Source organism: Streptomyces sp. NPDC053542, assembly GCF_044544685.1.
Lineage (GTDB): Bacteria > Actinomycetota > Actinomycetes > Streptomycetales > Streptomycetaceae > Streptomyces.
In genome coordinates, this window is sequence record NZ_JBITXL010000008.1 from 66,255 (window position 1) to 81,433 (window position 15,179).

Sequence of the window (15,179 nt, forward strand, 5' to 3'; positions counted from 1 at the left end):
CCAAGTATCGCCGGTCCGCTCCAGCGGAGCGGACGCCCGGCAGCGCCCGGCAGGATCCAGTACGGGCCGGCAAGGTCCGGTACCGGCCGGCCGGATCTCCGGTGCCGGCCGGCCGGATCTCCGGTGCCGGCCGGCCCGGAAATCGTTTGCCGGTGGTCGGGGGGCGGGTGACGATGGCCGGTATGGTGCGTGATTTTGATGAGCTGGTGGGCGAGGCCGAATCCGTGTCCGTCGAGGGGTGGGACTTCTCGTGGCTGGACGGGCGGGCCACCGAGGCGCGGCCCTCGTGGGGGTACCAGCGGCTGATGGGCGAGCGGCTGGCGGGGGTCTCGGCCGCGCTGGACATCCAGACCGGCGGCGGCGAGGTACTCGCGGGGGCCCCGAAGCTGCCGCCGGTGATGGTGGCCACCGAGTCCTGGCCGCCGAATGTCACCAAGGCGACCCGGCTGCTGCACCCGCTCGGCGCGGTGGTCGTCGCAGACGCGGACGAGCCGCCGCTGCCGTTCGCCGACGACGCGTTCGACCTGGTGACCAGCCGGCATCCGGCGACGGTGTGGTGGGCGGAGATCGCGCGCGTACTGCGGCCCGGTGGCACGTACTTCGCGCAGCACGTGGGGCACGGGAGCGTGTTCGAGCTGGTGGAGTACTTCCTGGGGCCGCAGCCCGAGGAGACCCGGCGGGCGCGCCACCCCGACGACGAGCGGGCGGCCGCCGAGGCGGCCGGGCTGGAGATCACCGACCTGCGGTTCGAGCGCCTGCGGATGGAGTTCTTCGACGTCGGCGCGGTCGTCTACTTCCTGCGGAAGGTGATCTGGATGGTGCCCGGCTTCACCGTCGCGCAGTACCGGGACCGGCTGCGCGAGCTGCACGAGAAGATCCAGGAGGAGGGACCGTTCGTCGCCCACTCCACCCGCTTCCTGATCGAGGCGCGCAAGCCGGAGTGAGTTCGGGGTACCGCGGCGGGAACGGGTGAAGACGCCCGGGCGGGCGGTGGTTGACTTCGAGTGCGCTCCAACTCCTACCGTCGCTGACGTGAGCCCGAAACAGTCCTCGCCCACGGGGGACGGGGCACTTCAGGAGGTAATCGCATGACCAGCATTCCCACCCGGCAGCTCGGCGCCCTGACCGTTTCCGCGCAGGGACTGGGCTGCATGGGGATGAGCCACGGGTACGGCGCTTCGGACGACGCGCAGTCGATCGCGACCATCCACCGCGCGCTCGACCTCGGTGTGAGCCTCCTGGACACCTCCGACTTCTACGGGGCCGGGCACAACGAGGAACTGGTCGGGCGGGCCGTCGCCGGCCGCCGCGACGACGCCGTGATCGCCACGAAGTTCGGCTTCGCCAACAAGCTCGGCGAACCGACCGCGATCCGGGGCGACGCCGCGTACGTACGCCAGGCGTGCGACGCCTCGCTGCGCCGGCTCGGCGTCGACCACATCGACCTGTACTACCAGCACCGCGTCGACCCCGAGGTGCCGATCGAGGAGACCGTCGGGGCGATGGCGGAGCTGGTCGCGGCCGGGAAGGTGCGGCACCTCGGGCTGTCCGAGGCGAGCGCGGAAACGATCCGGCGGGCGCACGCAGTCCACCCGATCGCCGCGCTGCAGAGCGAGTGGTCGCTGTGGACGCGGGACCTGGAGGAGGAGATCGCGCCGGTCTGCCGGGAGCTGGGCATCGGGATCGTGCCGTTCTCGCCGCTCGGCCGCGGCTTCCTCACCGGGCAGTACCGGTCCGTGGACGGGCTGGCGGAGGGCGACGTACGGCGTACCCAGCCGCGGTTCGCCGACGGCAACCTGGAGCGCAACCTCGCCATCGTCGAGCAGCTGAACGAGCTGGCCGCCGAGAAGGGCATCACGGCCGGACAGCTGGCGCTGGCCTGGGTGCAGCACCGCGGCGCGGACGTCGTGCCGATCCCGGGCACGCGTCGTGAGAAGTACCTGCTGGAGAACGTCGCCGCGGTCGCCATCGGGCTGTCCGCCGACGAGCTGGCCGCCATCGACGCGGTGGCCCCGGCCGAGGCGGTGGCCGGCACGCGGTACGACGCGACGAGCCTGACCTTCGTCAACCGCTGACCCGGGGTGACGGGCGCCGGTCCGGGGGTGACGGGGTTGTCCACAGCCCCGGTTTTCCCCGGACTCCCCCGGGCTTGCCCACAGGCCCGCTCGCCGCGCGCCGTCCCGCCGTAAAGTCGGAGACATGAGTGAGGACGAGGGGAGCGTGCGGATCGACAGCTGGATCTGGTCCGTGCGGCTCATGAAGACGCGGTCGATGGCGGCCACGGCGTGCCGGGGCGGGCACGTGCGGGTCAACGGCGAGCGCGTGAAGGCGGCGCACGGCGTGCGGACCGGCGACGAGGTGCGGCTGCGGCACGCCGGGCGGGAGCGGATCGTGGTCGTGAAGCGGCTCGTGAAGAAACGGGTCGGGGCGCCGGTCGCGGTCGAGTGCTACATCGACAACAGCCCGCCCCCGCCGCCCCGCGAGATCGCCGTACAGGTCCCGATCCGCGACCGCGGCACGGGCCGCCCGACCAAGCGCGACCGCCGCGAGATGGAACGCCTGTGGGCGCGACGTGGGGGGACGGGGGAGGGGCCGAGCTGACAGCCCCGGGCTGACAGCTGAGCTGACAGCCGAGCTGAGAGCTGAGCTGAGAGCTGAGCTGACAGCCGAAGGGGGTGGGGAGGGGGGAGGGGAGGGCCCCCGGAGGGGCATTCTCGGAGGGAGCGGGACTTCCGGAGGGGCATCCTCGGACGGAGGCGAGATCCCCGGAGGGGCATTCTCGGGGGGCGGAGGGGCATTCGGAGGGGAGCGTTGAGCCTCAGCCTCCGTTCTCCGCAAGCCAAGCCGGGTTCGGCTCGATGAGCTGCAGTACTTCGATCAGGATGCCTTCCGGGCTGTGGACGTTGAAGCGGCGTTGGCCCCATGGCTCGTCGCGGAGCGGGGCGGTGATCGGTACGCCCCGTTCGCGCAGCGTGGCCTCCTCGGCGGCCGCGTCCGTGACCAGGAAGGCGAGGCAGAGGCCCGCGGTGTCCTGGGTGCGGAAGCCTGCCGGCATGGACTCGTGGCCGCGTTGGACGAAGTCCAGGACGTATGCCGGGTGTTCGGGGTGGTGCAGGCTGACGTACCAGCCCAGGTCGGCGACCTGGGTGAAGCCGAAGTGCTCGGTGTAGAAGCGGCTGCTGGCGGCGGTGTCGTCGGTCAGTACGGCGATGCCCAGCTTTTCGAAGCGCATGGGTTCCCCTCCCTGTTGGCGGCCGTGCGCCGCTAACCACTGTATGTGTAGTACGTTACGTGTAGTGGTTGCAAGGGGTGAGAGCGAGGAGGCTGCCGGTGGTGCGCAATCCGGAGCGGCGTACGGCGCTGGTGGACGCGGCGATCGAGGTGCTGGCAAGGGACGGTGCGCGCGGGCTGACGTTCCGTGCCGTGGATGCGGAGGCGGGCGTACCGAAGGGCACCGCGTCCAACTACTTCGCCACCAGGGACGATCTGCTGGCGCAGGTCACCGGGCAGATCCACCAGCGCATCGCGCCGGATCCGGACGAGGTCGCCGAGGTCATGACGGCGCCGCGCGGGCGCGAGCTGGTGACCGAGCTGATGGGGTGGATCAACCGCAGGGTGAGCGCGAACCGCACCGGTTACCTGGCGATGCTGGAGCTGCGCCTGGAGGCCACCCGGCGGCCCGAGCTGCGGGAGGAGCTGACCGCCACCATGCGCGGCGCGCTGGAGGAGGATCTCCGCTTCCACCGGGAGGGCGGGCTGCCGGGCGACCGTACGGCCGTGCTGCTGATGTATCTCGCGATGACCGGGCTGATGCTGGAGCAGCTCACGCTGCCGGGCGTGGTGCCGGCCGAGGAGACGGACGGGCTGATCGCCGCCCTGGTCGACCGGGTGATCCCGTCGACCGCGTGATCCCGGCCGGGTGACCTCGACCGGGCCCGGCCGGGCCCTCTTGAGACCGCCGGCCCTCTTGAGACCGGAGCCACGGCGCGGTCGAGTGCCGCGCGCCGGAGCCGCGACGCGGGTGTGTGCCGCGCGCCCGAGCCGTGACGCCGGAGTGCGGCACCGGTGTACGTCCCGTGCCGGACTCCCGCGTCCAGCGGCGGTTCACTGGCTCTCGAACAGCTCCAGCAGTTCCTTCTTCTCGAACATGCGGGCAGTGTCCAGCGCGGACGGTGAGCCCGCGGCCGGGTCCGCGCCGTGGCTCAGCAGCAGCCGTACGATCGCGTCCTCGCCCTTGAAGACCGCGCCCGCGATCGGGGTCTGGCCACGGTCGTTGGGCCGGTCGGCGTCCGCGCCGCGCTGGAGCAGGGCCTCGACGGTCGCGACATGACCGTGGTACGCGGCCAGCATGAGGAGCGAATCGCCCTTCTCGTTGGTGAGGTTGGCGGGCACCCCGGCGTCGACGTACGCGGCGACCGTGTCGGTGTCGCCCTGCCGCGCCAGGTCGAAGACCTTGGCCGCCAGCTGCAGCACCTCGGGGTCGTGCGCGTGCTCGATCGACTCGGGGCCCTGCGCGCCTGGTGTCGTCTCGCTCATGCTGTCGGCCTCCTGCTCTCGTGGTGTGCGCCTGCACTGGCCACTTTATGCAGGCCACGGCCGTTGGCGGCGAGGGTACGCCGCGGAAAACGGTACGTCTCGGAACGTCTCGGAAGGCGAGCACGCCTCGGAGGACAGTACGTCTCGGAGACGGTACGCCCTCAGAAGAGGTCCGGGCACCACGGCCGGCGCGCTGTCCGCAGCAGCGTCTCCGCGGTGGCGAGCGCGCCGGGCCGGTCCTCCTGGACCCGGCCGAGCGCCGCGAGCCGCGTGGGGGACTCGTCGCCGAGGTACAGCGTGGCCAGTTCCCGGACGTCGAGCGTGAGGTCGGCGGAACGGGTGGTGCGCGTGCAGGTGGCGCCTTCGGGCCCGGCGTCGAGGTGGTACCGGCCCGCGGCGTACCCGTCCGCGTCCCGCACCTCCAGGACCAGTGACCCGGGCCCGCCGTACGTCCGCGCCGCCAGCAACCGCGGTACGTCCAGGGGCCGTAGCCACAGGAAGTCGGCGTGCGTCTCGATGCTCGCGGCGCGCGGGTCGCCGAGCAGCTGCGGCATCAGGTCGTCGGGGGCGCGGGGCCCGGTCTTCACGTGCAGGATCCAGTCGATCGAGCAGAGGAAGTGCCACAGGGCGCGCTCGGCGGCCGGGGTGATCGTGATCAGCCTGCTGACCTGGAGCGTCTGTTCGGGCCGCTCGTGTTCCCAGCGATCGTCACTGGTGTACGTGACCAGGCCCTCGACCTCGCCGCCGGGTGACCGGTACACGGCGTGGAAGGGCTCCCGCCACGTTTCCTCGGGGAACCGGACCGCGCCGGTCGCCTGCGTCCACCAGCGTTCGCCGCGCGAGACGGCGCCCGCTTGCCGCGCGCGGAAGCGGTCGTGGAGGACGGGGCCGAGGGTGCGGACCTCCTCGGGCGTCACGAAGTCCACCCGGCCGCCGTCCTGCGGACCCGCGTACCGCGCGTCCAGCTGGGCGCGCGCCACGTCGATGCGCCACTCCGTGCACGACGCCGCGGGACCGAAGCCGTACCGTCCGTAGATCGGGTACTCCGCGGCGACCAGCGTGGCCACCGCGTCGCCGCGCTCCTTCGCCGCCGCCAGGTCCCGCGCCATCATCCGGCTGAGCAGGCCGCGGCGGCGGTGCGTGGGCGAGACGGTCACCTGCGAAATGGCGTCGGCCGGCACCCGGGCGCCGCCCACGACCGTCAGCTCCTGCGCGAAGCTGCGGAAGGTCGCGACGCAGCGTTCGCCGTCGAACGCCCCCTGCGTACGCGTGAGATCCGTACCGACGAGCCGCCACTCGAACAGTTCCTTGGAGACTTCCGGCGACTTCAGGAAGCCGGTCCCCACCGCCGCCAGCCAGCCGTGGAATTCGTCCTCACCGACCGTACGCACCTCAAGGCTCATGTACGTACGCTAGCCACGCTCCTGACGGGTTGTCGCCTGGTTTTCACGGCGCCGAGGGCCCGCGAGGCCGGCGACGGCCCAGAAGGACCCCGACGGCCAGGAGCCGCGCCGACGGCTCAGAAAGACGCCGCCCGGATCTTGCCCACGCGCTCGGCGCCGCCCAGGAGGGGGACGTCCGCGATGCGGTCGAGTACCGGGGCGTCGATGCCCATCAGGCGCAGGGTGCGGGCCAGGACCGGGCCGAGCGTGCGGGTCGCGCCGTCGTCGATTTTGAAGGCGAGCGCGCGGCCGTCGGGCAGCGCCAGCGCCTGTACGGCCTCCGCGCCCATCTTGGACAGCACGCCGGGGATCTCCCGCATCAACCAGGTGTCGGGGCGGCGGGTGCCCGCGACGTACTCCGGGTGCGCGCGCATCGCGTCCGCGACCCGGCGCTCGGGGGTGCCGGGCTCGGCGAGTACGAAGTGCCGGTAGGAGCGGGCCAGGCCGGTCAGCGAGAGCGCCATGAGGGGCGCGCCGCAGCCGTCCGTGCCGATGTGGTCGACGGCCTCGCCGCTCGCATCCCGTACGGCTTGGAGGACCAGCTGCTGGAGCGGGTGGTGCTGGTCGAGGTAGCTCTCCAGGGGCCAGCCGTTCGCGGCGCAGGCGGCGAGCATGGCGGTGTGCTTCCCGGAGCAGTTCATGGTCAGCCGGTCGCGGACCTTGCCGGCCGCCAGGTAGTTCTCCGCCTCGGTGGGGTCCAGCGGCAGGTCGGGCGGGGTCTGCAGCTGCTCGGGGGAGAGGCCGTGCTCGGCGAGCATCTTCTGCACGAGATCGAGGTGAAAGCTTTCGCCGGAGTGGCTGGCGGCGGCCAGTGCGAGGCGCTCGCCGCTCAGGTCCAGGCCCGCGCGGAGGATCGCGGCGGCCTGCATCGGCTTGTTCGTGGAGCGCGGGAAGACCGGCGAGGTCACGTCGCCCAGCGCCAGGTCCACGCTGCCGTCGGCGGCGAGGACAACCAGCGAGCCGCGGTGCACGCCCTCGACGAAGCCGGACCGGACGACCTCGGCGAGCACGGGCGGGACGGAAGTCCCGGCGGACTGCCCGGCGGTCGGCGCACCGGATATCGGTGCGTCCGCACCGGATATCGGGCCGGTGGGCTCGTGCGTGGGCTCGGGAGCGGAGGAGGAGGTCATCGCGGGCCTTCCGGGGACGGGTCACGGACCGCCTCCTCGGAAGGCCGGTGGCCTCCGCGTCAGGAGAGCAGGTCGTCTACTTGCGCTTCCCCTTCACGGTACCTGCGGGCGATCTCCGCGCTGCAATCGTCGGCCGTGCGCTGCAGCGACTGGCGGCGCAGCGAGACCTGCCGCTCGTACTGGACCAGCCGGGCCATCGCCTCCCGCAGCTCGGCGTCCGTGCGCGCACCCAGGTCGGAGAGCTCGACCTCGCCGAGCATGTCCTCGGCGAGCCGGCGGTACTCCTCGCTGTGCGGCGTCCCGACCGTGACGTGCCGGGCCGAGGAGCGGTGCCGGGACGGCTCGTCGGTCAGGATCTCCGGGAGCCGGTCCAGGACCGTGGTCTGCGGCGCGGCCCGCCGGGCGGCCTCGGCGCGCAGGATGTCGATCCGGCCCTGGAGCAGCCGGCGTACATAGCTGAGGTCGGCCTCCTCCTGCTGCGCGTCCCGGCGCAGCTTGCGGATCTCGGGCAGGCCGAGCCCGGAGAGGTCGGGCCGGGGGGCCGGACGGAAGCGGTCGCGCTGCAGCGGAGGGCGGGGCTGTGCCGGGCCTGCGGGGAGCATGGGGCCATCCTCGGTGCGGTCACCGTCCTGTGCCGGGCGCCCGGGCGGGGGTGCCGGCTCGGGCCGGGACGTGGACGTCGTCGTCGGCGGGGGCAGGGGCCCGCTCGCGGACGGTGCCGCGGCCCCTTGGGTGGATGTACGGGCAAATGGTACGGAACCGGAGGGTGTCTGCCCGGCGCCGGCGGTGCTCATGCGTATGTCCGTCCCCTCGTGCGGTGCGGTCCCGGACCGAGTGGCCCCGCGCACCTTGTGCACGCATCGTGCCACTGCGAGCGGTGTGCGCGCAGGGTCATCGGCCCGCGAACGGTCCGTGTGGGGGTACGGCGTGTGCTGCGGTTGGGCTGTCCGGGTGGTACGGGCTCCGCACCCCATGGGGTGGTGTGGGGTGGCGCCCGGCATCATGGCGGTATGCGAGCAGTGGTGCAGAGGGTGAACGGCGCACGCGTCGACGTGGCGGGCGAGACGGTCGGCGAGATCGTGGGGGAGGGGCTGTGCGTCCTGGTGGGCGTGACGCACGACGACACCCCGGAGAAGGCGGCTCAGCTGGCCCGCAAGTTGTGGTCGGTGCGCATCCTCGACGGCGAGAAGTCGTGCTCGGACACGGGTGCGGGGCTGTTGGTGATCAGCCAGTTCACGCTGTACGGGGACGCCCGTAAGGGGCGTCGGCCCACGTGGAACGCCGCCGCGCCTGGGCCGGTCGCCGAGCCGCTCGTCGATGAGGTCGTCGCGCAGCTGCGGGCACTCGGTGCGCAGGTGGAAACGGGCCGGTTCGGGGCGGACATGAAGGTGTCCTTGACGAACGACGGCCCGTTCACGGTGCTCGTGGAGGTCTGACGTGGCCCGCGGGCCGGCGCGGCTTACGGCTCGACCACGACCTCCTGTGCCGCCGCCGTCCCGTCCGCCATCAGTTCCGCGTCCGCGGGGACATTGCGCTTGACCAGGGCCAGCGCGATCGGGCCCAGCTCGTGGTGGCGGGCCGAGGTCGTGAGGAAACCGACCTGGCGGCCGTCGGGGCCGTCGGCGGCGAGCCGGACGGGCGCGCCGTGGCCCGGCAGCTTGACCTCGCTGCCGTCCAGGTGGAGGAAGACCAGGCGGCGCGGGGGCTTGCCCAGGTTGTGGACGCGGGCGACCGTTTCCTGGCCGCGGTAGCAGCCCTTCTGGAGGTGGACGGCCGTGCCGATCCAGCCCAGCTCGTGCGGGATGGTGCGGTGGTCGGTCTCCAGGCCGAGCCGCGGGCGGTGCGCCTCGACGCGCAGCGCCTCCAGGGCCAGTACGCCGATCGCGGGGCCGTGCGCGGCGGCGAACTTCTCCAGGGAGGCGCGCGGCAGGAAGAGGTCGCGGCCGTGCGGCGTCTCGCGGACGGCGGCGGCGTCCCCGGGCGTCTCGGTGATGGAGCCGGCCGGCAGGTGGACGACGGCGATCTCGTCCGTGCGGTCGGCGGCCTCGACCCGGTAGAAGAACTTCATGCTCTCGAGGTACTCGAGCAGCGCTTCCTGGTTGCCCGGCTCGGTGTGCATCCAGGTCGTCTCGCCGTCGTCGACGAGGTAGACCGCGTGCTCGATGTGGCCGTTGGCGGAGAGGATCAGCGCCTCGGTGGCGTGGCCGGGCGCGAGCTCGCTGACGTGCTGGGTGAGCAGCAGGTGCAGCCAGGCCAGCCGTTCGGGGCCGGAGACGGAGAGCACGCCGCGGTGCGAGAGGTCCACGAAGCCGGCGCCGTCGGCGAGGGCGCGTTGCTCGCGGAAGAGGTCGCCGTAGTGGGCGGCGACGCCTTCATCGGGGGCCTCGGCGGGGACGGCACCGGGCAGCGACAGCAGGGGGCTGGCTTCAGCGGGACGCAGCATGGTTACCAGCGTACGACCCGGTAGTACCGGACGTCCGGCCCGCTCGCTCCGGACGTCGGCCGCAGGCTCTCGGCCCGCGTCCGTACAGGCCCTCAGCCCGCGTCCGTACCGCCGGACCCCGCGTCCGTTCCGGCGGCCTTCTCCTCGGCGTCCGCCGCCTTCGCCGTGCACGTCGCGCACCGGCCGAAGATCGCGAAGTGCTTGAGGTCGGTCTCGAAGCCGAACTGCTCGCGCAGCGTCTCCGTGAACGGCGCCGCCACCGACAGGTCGGCCTCGATCACGTCCGTGCAGTCCCGGCACACCAGGTGGATGTGGTGGTGCCGGTCGGCGAGGTGGTAGGTGGGGGCGCCGTGCCCGAGGTGGGCATGGCTGACCAGCTCCAGTTCCTCCAGCAGCTCCAGGGTGCGGTAGACCGTGGAGATGTTGACGCCGCCCGCCGTCTTGCGCACCTCGGTGAGGATCTCGTCGGGCGTGGCGTGCTCCAGCCGGTCCACCGCCTCCAGCACGAGCTGCCGCTGGGGGGTCAGACGGTATCCGCGCTTGCGGAGGTCGCTCTGCCAGTCGGTGGTCACCACGCCCCCAGTGTAGGCGCGCCCGCCACAGGGCCCGCCGGGAGCGGAGCCTGTGTACGAAGAGCCTGTTATGCCTGGTGTACGGAGCGGCTGTTACGCCTCGCCCTGCGGCTTGTACGGGGTGCCGTCCGCGTTGAAGAAGGAGACGCCGTCCGGCATGTCGTCGGGCAGGCTCTCCGCCCACTCCTGCAGGCTCGCGTCAGCGACCTTCTTCAGGTGGGCCGACATGTACGGGCGCAGCGGGACGTCCGGCGTGGCCTTCTCGCCGACCCACATCAGGTCGCTGTTGACGTAGCCGTACAGCCGCTTGCCGCCGCTGTACGGGCCCGCGGCCTCGGTGCGGGCCACGGCGTCCGTCGCCAGGTCGATCTGCGGCTTCTGGTCGGCCAGCTCGCCGTACCAGACCTCGACGACGCCCTGGTCGCGGATCATGACGATCTCGACCTTGCGGTCCTTGTCGACGCGCCAGTAGCCGCTCTCGGTCTCCAGTGGGCGGACCTTCTTGCCCTCGCCGTCCAGCACCCAGCTGTGCGAGGTGTACTCCAGGAAGTCACGGCCGTCGTGGGAGAAGGTGACCTCCTGCCCGAAGTTGCACTTCTCGGTGCCCGGGAAGTCGGCGACGCCGGCACCCTCCCAGCGGCCCAGGAGGAAGGCCAGCGGTACGAGGGCCGGGTTCAGGTCGGACGGGATCTCGATCATGAGAGCTCAGGCGATCTATAGAGAGAGGGGGAAGGCTTCGGTCCGCGCGTGCTCAGCGCTGGCCCTGGTACAGCTTCTTCCAGGTCAGACCGGCGAAGGCGATGACGCCGATGCCGACCAGGACGAGCAGAGTGGTGAAGAATGCCTCAAGCACGAGCGCGCTCCTCGGACGGAGTGAGGGTTTACGGACCGTAGGTGAGTCTAGTCGCCGTGCGAAGCGGTGGCGCTGTGAGGTCCGCCCCAGCGGGCTGCACCGTCCGCTACCGGCGGCCTGCACCGTCCGCTACCGGCGGCCTTTGTCGTCCAGCTCGCGCCACCAGCGGTCCGATTCCGGGTCGCCGGACTCGTCCCACCAGCGTTCGCCCGGCTCTCTGCGGTTGGCGACGATCGCGGCGAAGGGCGGGATGACCATGGCGACGACGCACATCGCCACCGCCGCCGGGACGGACCAGAGCCGCACCACGCCCCAGGCCAGGACGAAGAGCGCGATGCAGACGGCCATCATGGCGTAGTACCGGCGATGACGGCGCTGGACGGACATACCTCCACGGTAAGACCGCGCGGCGGCCGGGGAAACGGTTGGGCAGACCGCACGGACCGCCCGCGCACGCACGGAGGGCCGCACCCCCAGCCAAGGCGTCCAAACCCCTGGGGTGCGGCCCTCCGGCCGTAGAAGTACCGCTGAAGCGGTGCCTCAGACGGCGATGGCGACCTCCGCCAGGCCACCCTTCTGGGCGACCACGGTGCGGTCGGCGGTGCCACCCGGGACGAGCGCGCGCAGCGTCCAGGTGCCCTCGGCCGCGTAGAAACGGAACTGTCCGGTCGCCGAGGTGGGGACCTCGGCGGTGAACTCGCCGGTGCTGTCCAGCAGGCGGACGTAACCGGTGACGGGCTCGCCGTCCTTGGTCACGCTGCCCTGGATCGTGGTCTCACCGGGCTTGATGGTCGACGCGTCGGGGCCGCCGGCCTGTGCTCCACACATGGGGATTCCTTGAGGGGTGTAGGGAAGGGTCGGGGCTTACTTCGCGGCGCCGAGCTCGATCGGCACGCCGACCAGCGAGCCGTACTCGGTCCAGGAGCCGTCGTAGTTCTTGACGTTCTCCTGGCCCAGGAGCTCGTGCAGCACGAACCAGGTGAGCGCGGAACGCTCACCGATACGGCAGTACGCGATGGTGTCCTTGGCCAGGTCGACCTGCTCGTCCTGGTAGAGGGCCTTGAGCTCCTCGTCGGACTTGAAGGTGCCGTCGTCGTTGGCGTTCTTCGACCACGGGATGTTGCGGGCGCTCGGCACGTGGCCGGGGCGCTGCGACTGCTCCTGCGGGAGGTGCGCCGGGGCGAGCAGCTTGCCGCTGAACTCGTCGGGGGAGCGGACGTCCACCAGGTTCTTGTTGCCGATCGCGTTGACGACGTCGTCGCGGAAGGCGCGGATGGAGGTGTCCTGCGGCTTGGCCTTGTACTCGGTCTTCGGGCGGTTCGGCACCTGCGAGCCGTCGACCAGGTCGCGGGAGTCCAGCTCCCACTTCTTGCGGCCGCCGTCGAGGAGCTTCACGTCCTGGTGGCCGTAGAGCTTGAAGTACCAGTAGGCGTACGACGCGAACCAGTTGTTGTTGCCGCCGTAGAGGACGACGGTGTCGTCGTTGGCGATGCCCTTCTCCGACAGGAGCTTCTCGAAGCCGGCCTGGTCGACGAAGTCACGGCGTACCGGGTCCTGCAGGTCCTGCTGCCAGTCGATGCGGACCGCGTTCTTGATGTGGTTCTTGTCGTAGGCCGAGGTGTCCTCGTCCACCTCGACGATGACCACCTTGGGGTCGTCGATGTGGGCCTCGACCCAGTCGGCGTCGACGAGGACGTCGGTACGGCTCATGAGTTTCTCCTCCGGGGCAGTTTCGGATTCGGATTGCGCGGGGGTACGCCGGACGCGCGCGGCGGCAATTCAGAAGGCGCGCGGCGCTGCGCGGGGATACAAGCGGAATGGCCTCGCGGCCGGGAGAACGGGTGGCAGAAACCCGTCAGACAGAGCGACAGAGCATGGCGGCGACGCGGCACAGGTCGACTGCCCGCCGCTTCGTGAGATCCGCCTGTCCCCGTATACGGGAACGGCTCATCAGGCTCTGCATGGCTCCGATCGTAAAGAGGGACGGCGGGGCGTGTCACCGGTGTGTCGGATGCTGAGACGTAGTCGTCCGCATTGTGGAAGCGGAGTCGGTGCGGAGTGGCCGGGAGGCCGCCGGACAGCGGGTTCGGCGGCCTCTTCGGGTCGCGGTACGGACAGCGGCGTCTCAGGAGTTGGACGCCCGGCTCCGTACGGAGGGTACGAGGGGCGGGGGATCAGCCCGGCAGCCGGACGTCGGTGCCCTTCGCGGAGACCACTATGCCGTCGCGGGTGGTCGTCACGCGGTCCAGCTCCAGCCCGGCCGGCAGCTCCCCCAGCTTCCAGTCGTGGTCCGTGCGGGCCCGCACCTTGTCCTCGCAGCCGGGGATCGCGGTGCACAGCGTCGGGAGCTCGTCGGCGCGCAGCCGTATCGTGTCGCCGCCCACCGTGGAGATCGTGCCGACCACGTCGAGGTTGCTGAGCACGGGGACATCCGGCGAGATCTTGACCTGGCTCTTGCCGGCGCCGCCGGAGCCGCCGTAGGACACGCGGACGCCGTCGCCCGCGGCCTCGGTCAGGTCGGCGTAGCTGATCCGCGCGTCGCCGGTCGCCGAGGCGGCGCCCTCGATGGAGGTGTAGTCGCTGCTCAGCTTCACGTCGTGGAACTGGGCGTTCAGCTCCGTCACGCGCAGCCGGCGGCCCTCCGCGGTGGCCTCGATGCCGCCGAGCGTGGCGTCGACCTCGGTGAGCGTGCCGCTCGCGACCTGGGTGAGGAAGGGGAAGCCCTTGACCGAGACCTGTGGCGTCTCGCGGAGGCCCAGGCTGCCGCGGATCTTCTCGGCCGCCTTGTCCTCGGCGAAGTTCACCGCCAGCCGGTCCGCGGCCACGAACAGCACGCCGACGATGACCAGTAGCACCACGAGCCTTCTCAGAGCACGCATCGAACCCCTTCCCCCCACGCTTCTGTGTCGCGCCGAGCCTAACCGGACCACTCACGCGGCGGCATGAATCGGCCGGTCACCCTCCGTATACAAGGAGCGTGACCGGCCGCGTGCGGTTGCCTCCGGCGGAGGACGAACGGGAGGACGAGCGGGCGGACGAGCGTCAGCCGAGGGCGCGGCCCAGGACGTAGACGGCGGGCGCCGCGAGCGCCAGCGGCAGCGCCACCCCGGCCGTCAGGTGCACGAACCGCGAGGGGTAGTCGTAGCTGGCCACCCGCAGGCCGATCAGCGCGCAGCCGCCGGCCGCGAGCCCGAGGACGGCGCCGGCCGTGCCGTAGTCGCCCAGCTGTCCGGCCGCGATGCCCGCGCCGGCGGCGGCGAGCAGCGCCAGTACGACGGAGACGGGCCCCGGCAGCGGCAGCGCGCGGGCGAGCACCGCGACGGCCACCGCGGCCGCGCCGATCACCGTGGCGTGCGGCGCCGCCGCGAGGTGGCCCGCGGCCAGTACGGCCAGCGCCGAGGAGGTGAGGCCCGCGGTCAGCGCGTACATCCGCTCGTCCGCGCTGCTGCGGTTGCGCAGCTGCAGGACGAGGACGAGCAGGCACCACACGCCGAGCGTGCCGATGCCGACGACGGGCGCGTCGTCCCGGTCGGTGGCCAGCAGCGCGACATCGGTGACCAGGCCGCCGAGGAACGCCAGCGCGATGCCCTGGCGGGCCGGCCACATGCCGTTCAGCCGGAACCAGCCGGCCGCCGTGACCGCCTGCAGGACCGCGACCACCACGGCGGGGAACACCCGGGGCAGCGGCGCCGCCAGCGCGAGCAGTACGGCGAGCCCCGCCGTGAGCGCGGCCGGCTGGAAGCCGGGCGGGATGATCGGGGAGTGGCCCAGCGCGCGGGCGCGCTGGTTCGGTGCGAGGTGGGAGAGGTCGTCGCCGGGCGCGGCGGCGGCCTGCGGCGCGGGCTCGTCGAGCACCGCGGCCGGCGGCGCGGCGTGCCGGCCGGGCAGGTGGGCGGTCTCCGCGGTGGCGGACGCGTGCGCGGGCAGGCCCGCGTCGGTCTGCCAGGTGTCGCCCTCCCAGGTCTGGGTGCGCGGCTGGGCGTAGGGGGTTTGGGGGTTGCCGTACGAGTCGGCGTACGGGTCCTGGGGCTGGGCGTACGCGTCGTGGGGCTGGGCGTGCGCGTCCTGGTGGTGGCCGCCGTACGCGTCGTCGCCGTACCCGCGGCCGTCAGGGGCCCCGTACTGCTGGCCGTACGACTGGTCGTACGGCCCGGGGGTCCCGAACTGCTGCTGCCCGTAAGGGTTGTGCTGCTGATCGCTCAT

The 15,179-nt window shown here is 72.1% G+C and carries 19 protein-coding genes; 5 read left to right on the forward strand and 14 right to left on the reverse strand.

Annotated features, from left to right (window positions below):
- Positions 1 to 182 precede the first annotated feature (182 nt).
- The 3 genes from ACIGXO_RS22940 to ACIGXO_RS22950 all read left to right on the forward strand — a co-directional run bounded on the left by ACIGXO_RS22940 (position 183) and on the right by ACIGXO_RS22950 (position 2,601).
- Positions 183 to 944, forward strand: a complete 762-nt coding sequence (locus ACIGXO_RS22940) for a class I SAM-dependent methyltransferase (RefSeq protein ID WP_399789842.1) — start codon at positions 183 to 185, stop codon at positions 942 to 944.
- Positions 945 to 1,088: 144 nt separating this feature from the next.
- Entirely contained in the window at positions 1,089 to 2,075 is a 987-nt protein-coding gene (locus ACIGXO_RS22945; protein ID WP_399789845.1) for an aldo/keto reductase, read from the forward strand.
- 124 nt (positions 2,076 to 2,199) lie between these two features.
- Entirely contained in the window at positions 2,200 to 2,601 is a 402-nt protein-coding gene (locus ACIGXO_RS22950) for an RNA-binding S4 domain-containing protein (RefSeq protein ID WP_399789847.1), read from the forward strand.
- A gap of 217 nt (positions 2,602 to 2,818) precedes the next feature.
- Here the strand turns inward: ACIGXO_RS22950 and ACIGXO_RS22955 are convergent, their stop codons facing one another.
- Positions 2,819 to 3,232 carry a VOC family protein gene (locus ACIGXO_RS22955; RefSeq protein WP_399789850.1) on the reverse strand — a complete coding sequence of 138 codons (414 nt, stop codon included), beginning with the start codon at positions 3,230 to 3,232 and terminating at the stop codon, positions 2,819 to 2,821.
- 98 nt (positions 3,233 to 3,330) lie between these two features.
- On the opposite strand from ACIGXO_RS22955, the gene ACIGXO_RS22960 reads away from it, so the two are divergent.
- The gene (locus ACIGXO_RS22960) at positions 3,331 to 3,909 is read left to right on the forward strand and encodes a TetR/AcrR family transcriptional regulator (RefSeq protein ID WP_399789853.1); all 579 of its coding nucleotides are present in this window, start codon (positions 3,331 to 3,333) and stop codon (positions 3,907 to 3,909) included.
- A gap of 195 nt (positions 3,910 to 4,104) precedes the next feature.
- Here ACIGXO_RS22960 and ACIGXO_RS22965 read toward each other — a convergent pair whose 3' ends face one another.
- The 4 genes from ACIGXO_RS22965 to ACIGXO_RS22980 all read right to left on the reverse strand — a co-directional run bounded on the left by ACIGXO_RS22965 (position 4,105) and on the right by ACIGXO_RS22980 (position 7,710).
- Positions 4,105 to 4,536, reverse strand: coding sequence for an ankyrin repeat domain-containing protein (locus ACIGXO_RS22965; protein ID WP_399789856.1), 432 nt, complete (start codon positions 4,534 to 4,536; stop codon positions 4,105 to 4,107).
- A gap of 161 nt (positions 4,537 to 4,697) precedes the next feature.
- On the reverse strand, positions 4,698 to 5,939 hold the full coding sequence (locus ACIGXO_RS22970) for a GNAT family N-acetyltransferase (RefSeq protein ID WP_399789859.1): 1,242 nt from the start codon (positions 5,937 to 5,939) through the stop codon (positions 4,698 to 4,700).
- Positions 5,940 to 6,055: 116 nt separating this feature from the next.
- Positions 6,056 to 7,108: an asparaginase gene (locus ACIGXO_RS22975; RefSeq protein WP_399789862.1), complete on the reverse strand. Its 1,053-nt coding sequence runs from the start codon at positions 7,106 to 7,108 to the stop codon at positions 6,056 to 6,058.
- 59 nt (positions 7,109 to 7,167) lie between these two features.
- Positions 7,168 to 7,710, reverse strand: coding sequence for an ABC transporter substrate-binding protein (locus ACIGXO_RS22980; RefSeq protein ID WP_351594174.1), 543 nt, complete (start codon positions 7,708 to 7,710; stop codon positions 7,168 to 7,170).
- A gap of 408 nt (positions 7,711 to 8,118) precedes the next feature.
- On the opposite strand from ACIGXO_RS22980, the gene dtd reads away from it, so the two are divergent.
- On the forward strand, positions 8,119 to 8,544 hold the full coding sequence (dtd, locus tag ACIGXO_RS22985; protein WP_399789867.1) for a D-aminoacyl-tRNA deacylase: 426 nt from the start codon (positions 8,119 to 8,121) through the stop codon (positions 8,542 to 8,544).
- A 23-nt stretch (positions 8,545 to 8,567) separates the two neighbouring features.
- Here the strand turns inward: dtd and ACIGXO_RS22990 are convergent, their stop codons facing one another.
- From ACIGXO_RS22990 to ACIGXO_RS23030, 9 genes are all read right to left on the reverse strand, one after another.
- Positions 8,568 to 9,551, reverse strand: coding sequence for a YgfZ/GcvT domain-containing protein (locus ACIGXO_RS22990; RefSeq protein ID WP_399789870.1), 984 nt, complete (start codon positions 9,549 to 9,551; stop codon positions 8,568 to 8,570).
- 92 nt (positions 9,552 to 9,643) lie between these two features.
- Positions 9,644 to 10,126, reverse strand: a complete 483-nt coding sequence (locus tag ACIGXO_RS22995) for a Fur family transcriptional regulator (RefSeq protein ID WP_399789872.1) — start codon at positions 10,124 to 10,126, stop codon at positions 9,644 to 9,646.
- 90 nt (positions 10,127 to 10,216) lie between these two features.
- Positions 10,217 to 10,822 carry an FABP family protein gene (locus ACIGXO_RS23000; protein ID WP_399789875.1) on the reverse strand — a complete coding sequence of 202 codons (606 nt, stop codon included), beginning with the start codon at positions 10,820 to 10,822 and terminating at the stop codon, positions 10,217 to 10,219.
- 283 nt (positions 10,823 to 11,105) lie between these two features.
- Positions 11,106 to 11,363 (reverse strand): DUF3099 domain-containing protein, encoded by a 258-nt coding sequence (locus tag ACIGXO_RS23005; protein WP_031056170.1) that lies wholly within the window; start codon positions 11,361 to 11,363, stop codon positions 11,106 to 11,108.
- Between the two features lie 153 nt (positions 11,364 to 11,516).
- Positions 11,517 to 11,804 carry a DUF1416 domain-containing protein gene (locus tag ACIGXO_RS23010; protein WP_030610252.1) on the reverse strand — a complete coding sequence of 96 codons (288 nt, stop codon included), beginning with the start codon at positions 11,802 to 11,804 and terminating at the stop codon, positions 11,517 to 11,519.
- Between the two features lie 36 nt (positions 11,805 to 11,840).
- A complete protein-coding gene (locus ACIGXO_RS23015) occupies positions 11,841 to 12,686 on the reverse strand; it encodes a sulfurtransferase (protein WP_399789880.1) in 846 nt (281 codons plus the stop codon).
- Between the two features lie 145 nt (positions 12,687 to 12,831).
- Positions 12,832 to 12,939 carry a putative leader peptide gene (locus ACIGXO_RS23020; RefSeq protein ID WP_399789883.1) on the reverse strand — a complete coding sequence of 36 codons (108 nt, stop codon included), beginning with the start codon at positions 12,937 to 12,939 and terminating at the stop codon, positions 12,832 to 12,834.
- Positions 12,940 to 13,150: 211 nt separating this feature from the next.
- Positions 13,151 to 13,855: a DUF2993 domain-containing protein gene (locus ACIGXO_RS23025; RefSeq protein ID WP_399789886.1), complete on the reverse strand. Its 705-nt coding sequence runs from the start codon at positions 13,853 to 13,855 to the stop codon at positions 13,151 to 13,153.
- Positions 13,856 to 14,018: 163 nt separating this feature from the next.
- Positions 14,019 to 15,179 carry a hypothetical protein gene (locus tag ACIGXO_RS23030; RefSeq protein ID WP_399789888.1) on the reverse strand — a complete coding sequence of 387 codons (1,161 nt, stop codon included), beginning with the start codon at positions 15,177 to 15,179 and terminating at the stop codon, positions 14,019 to 14,021.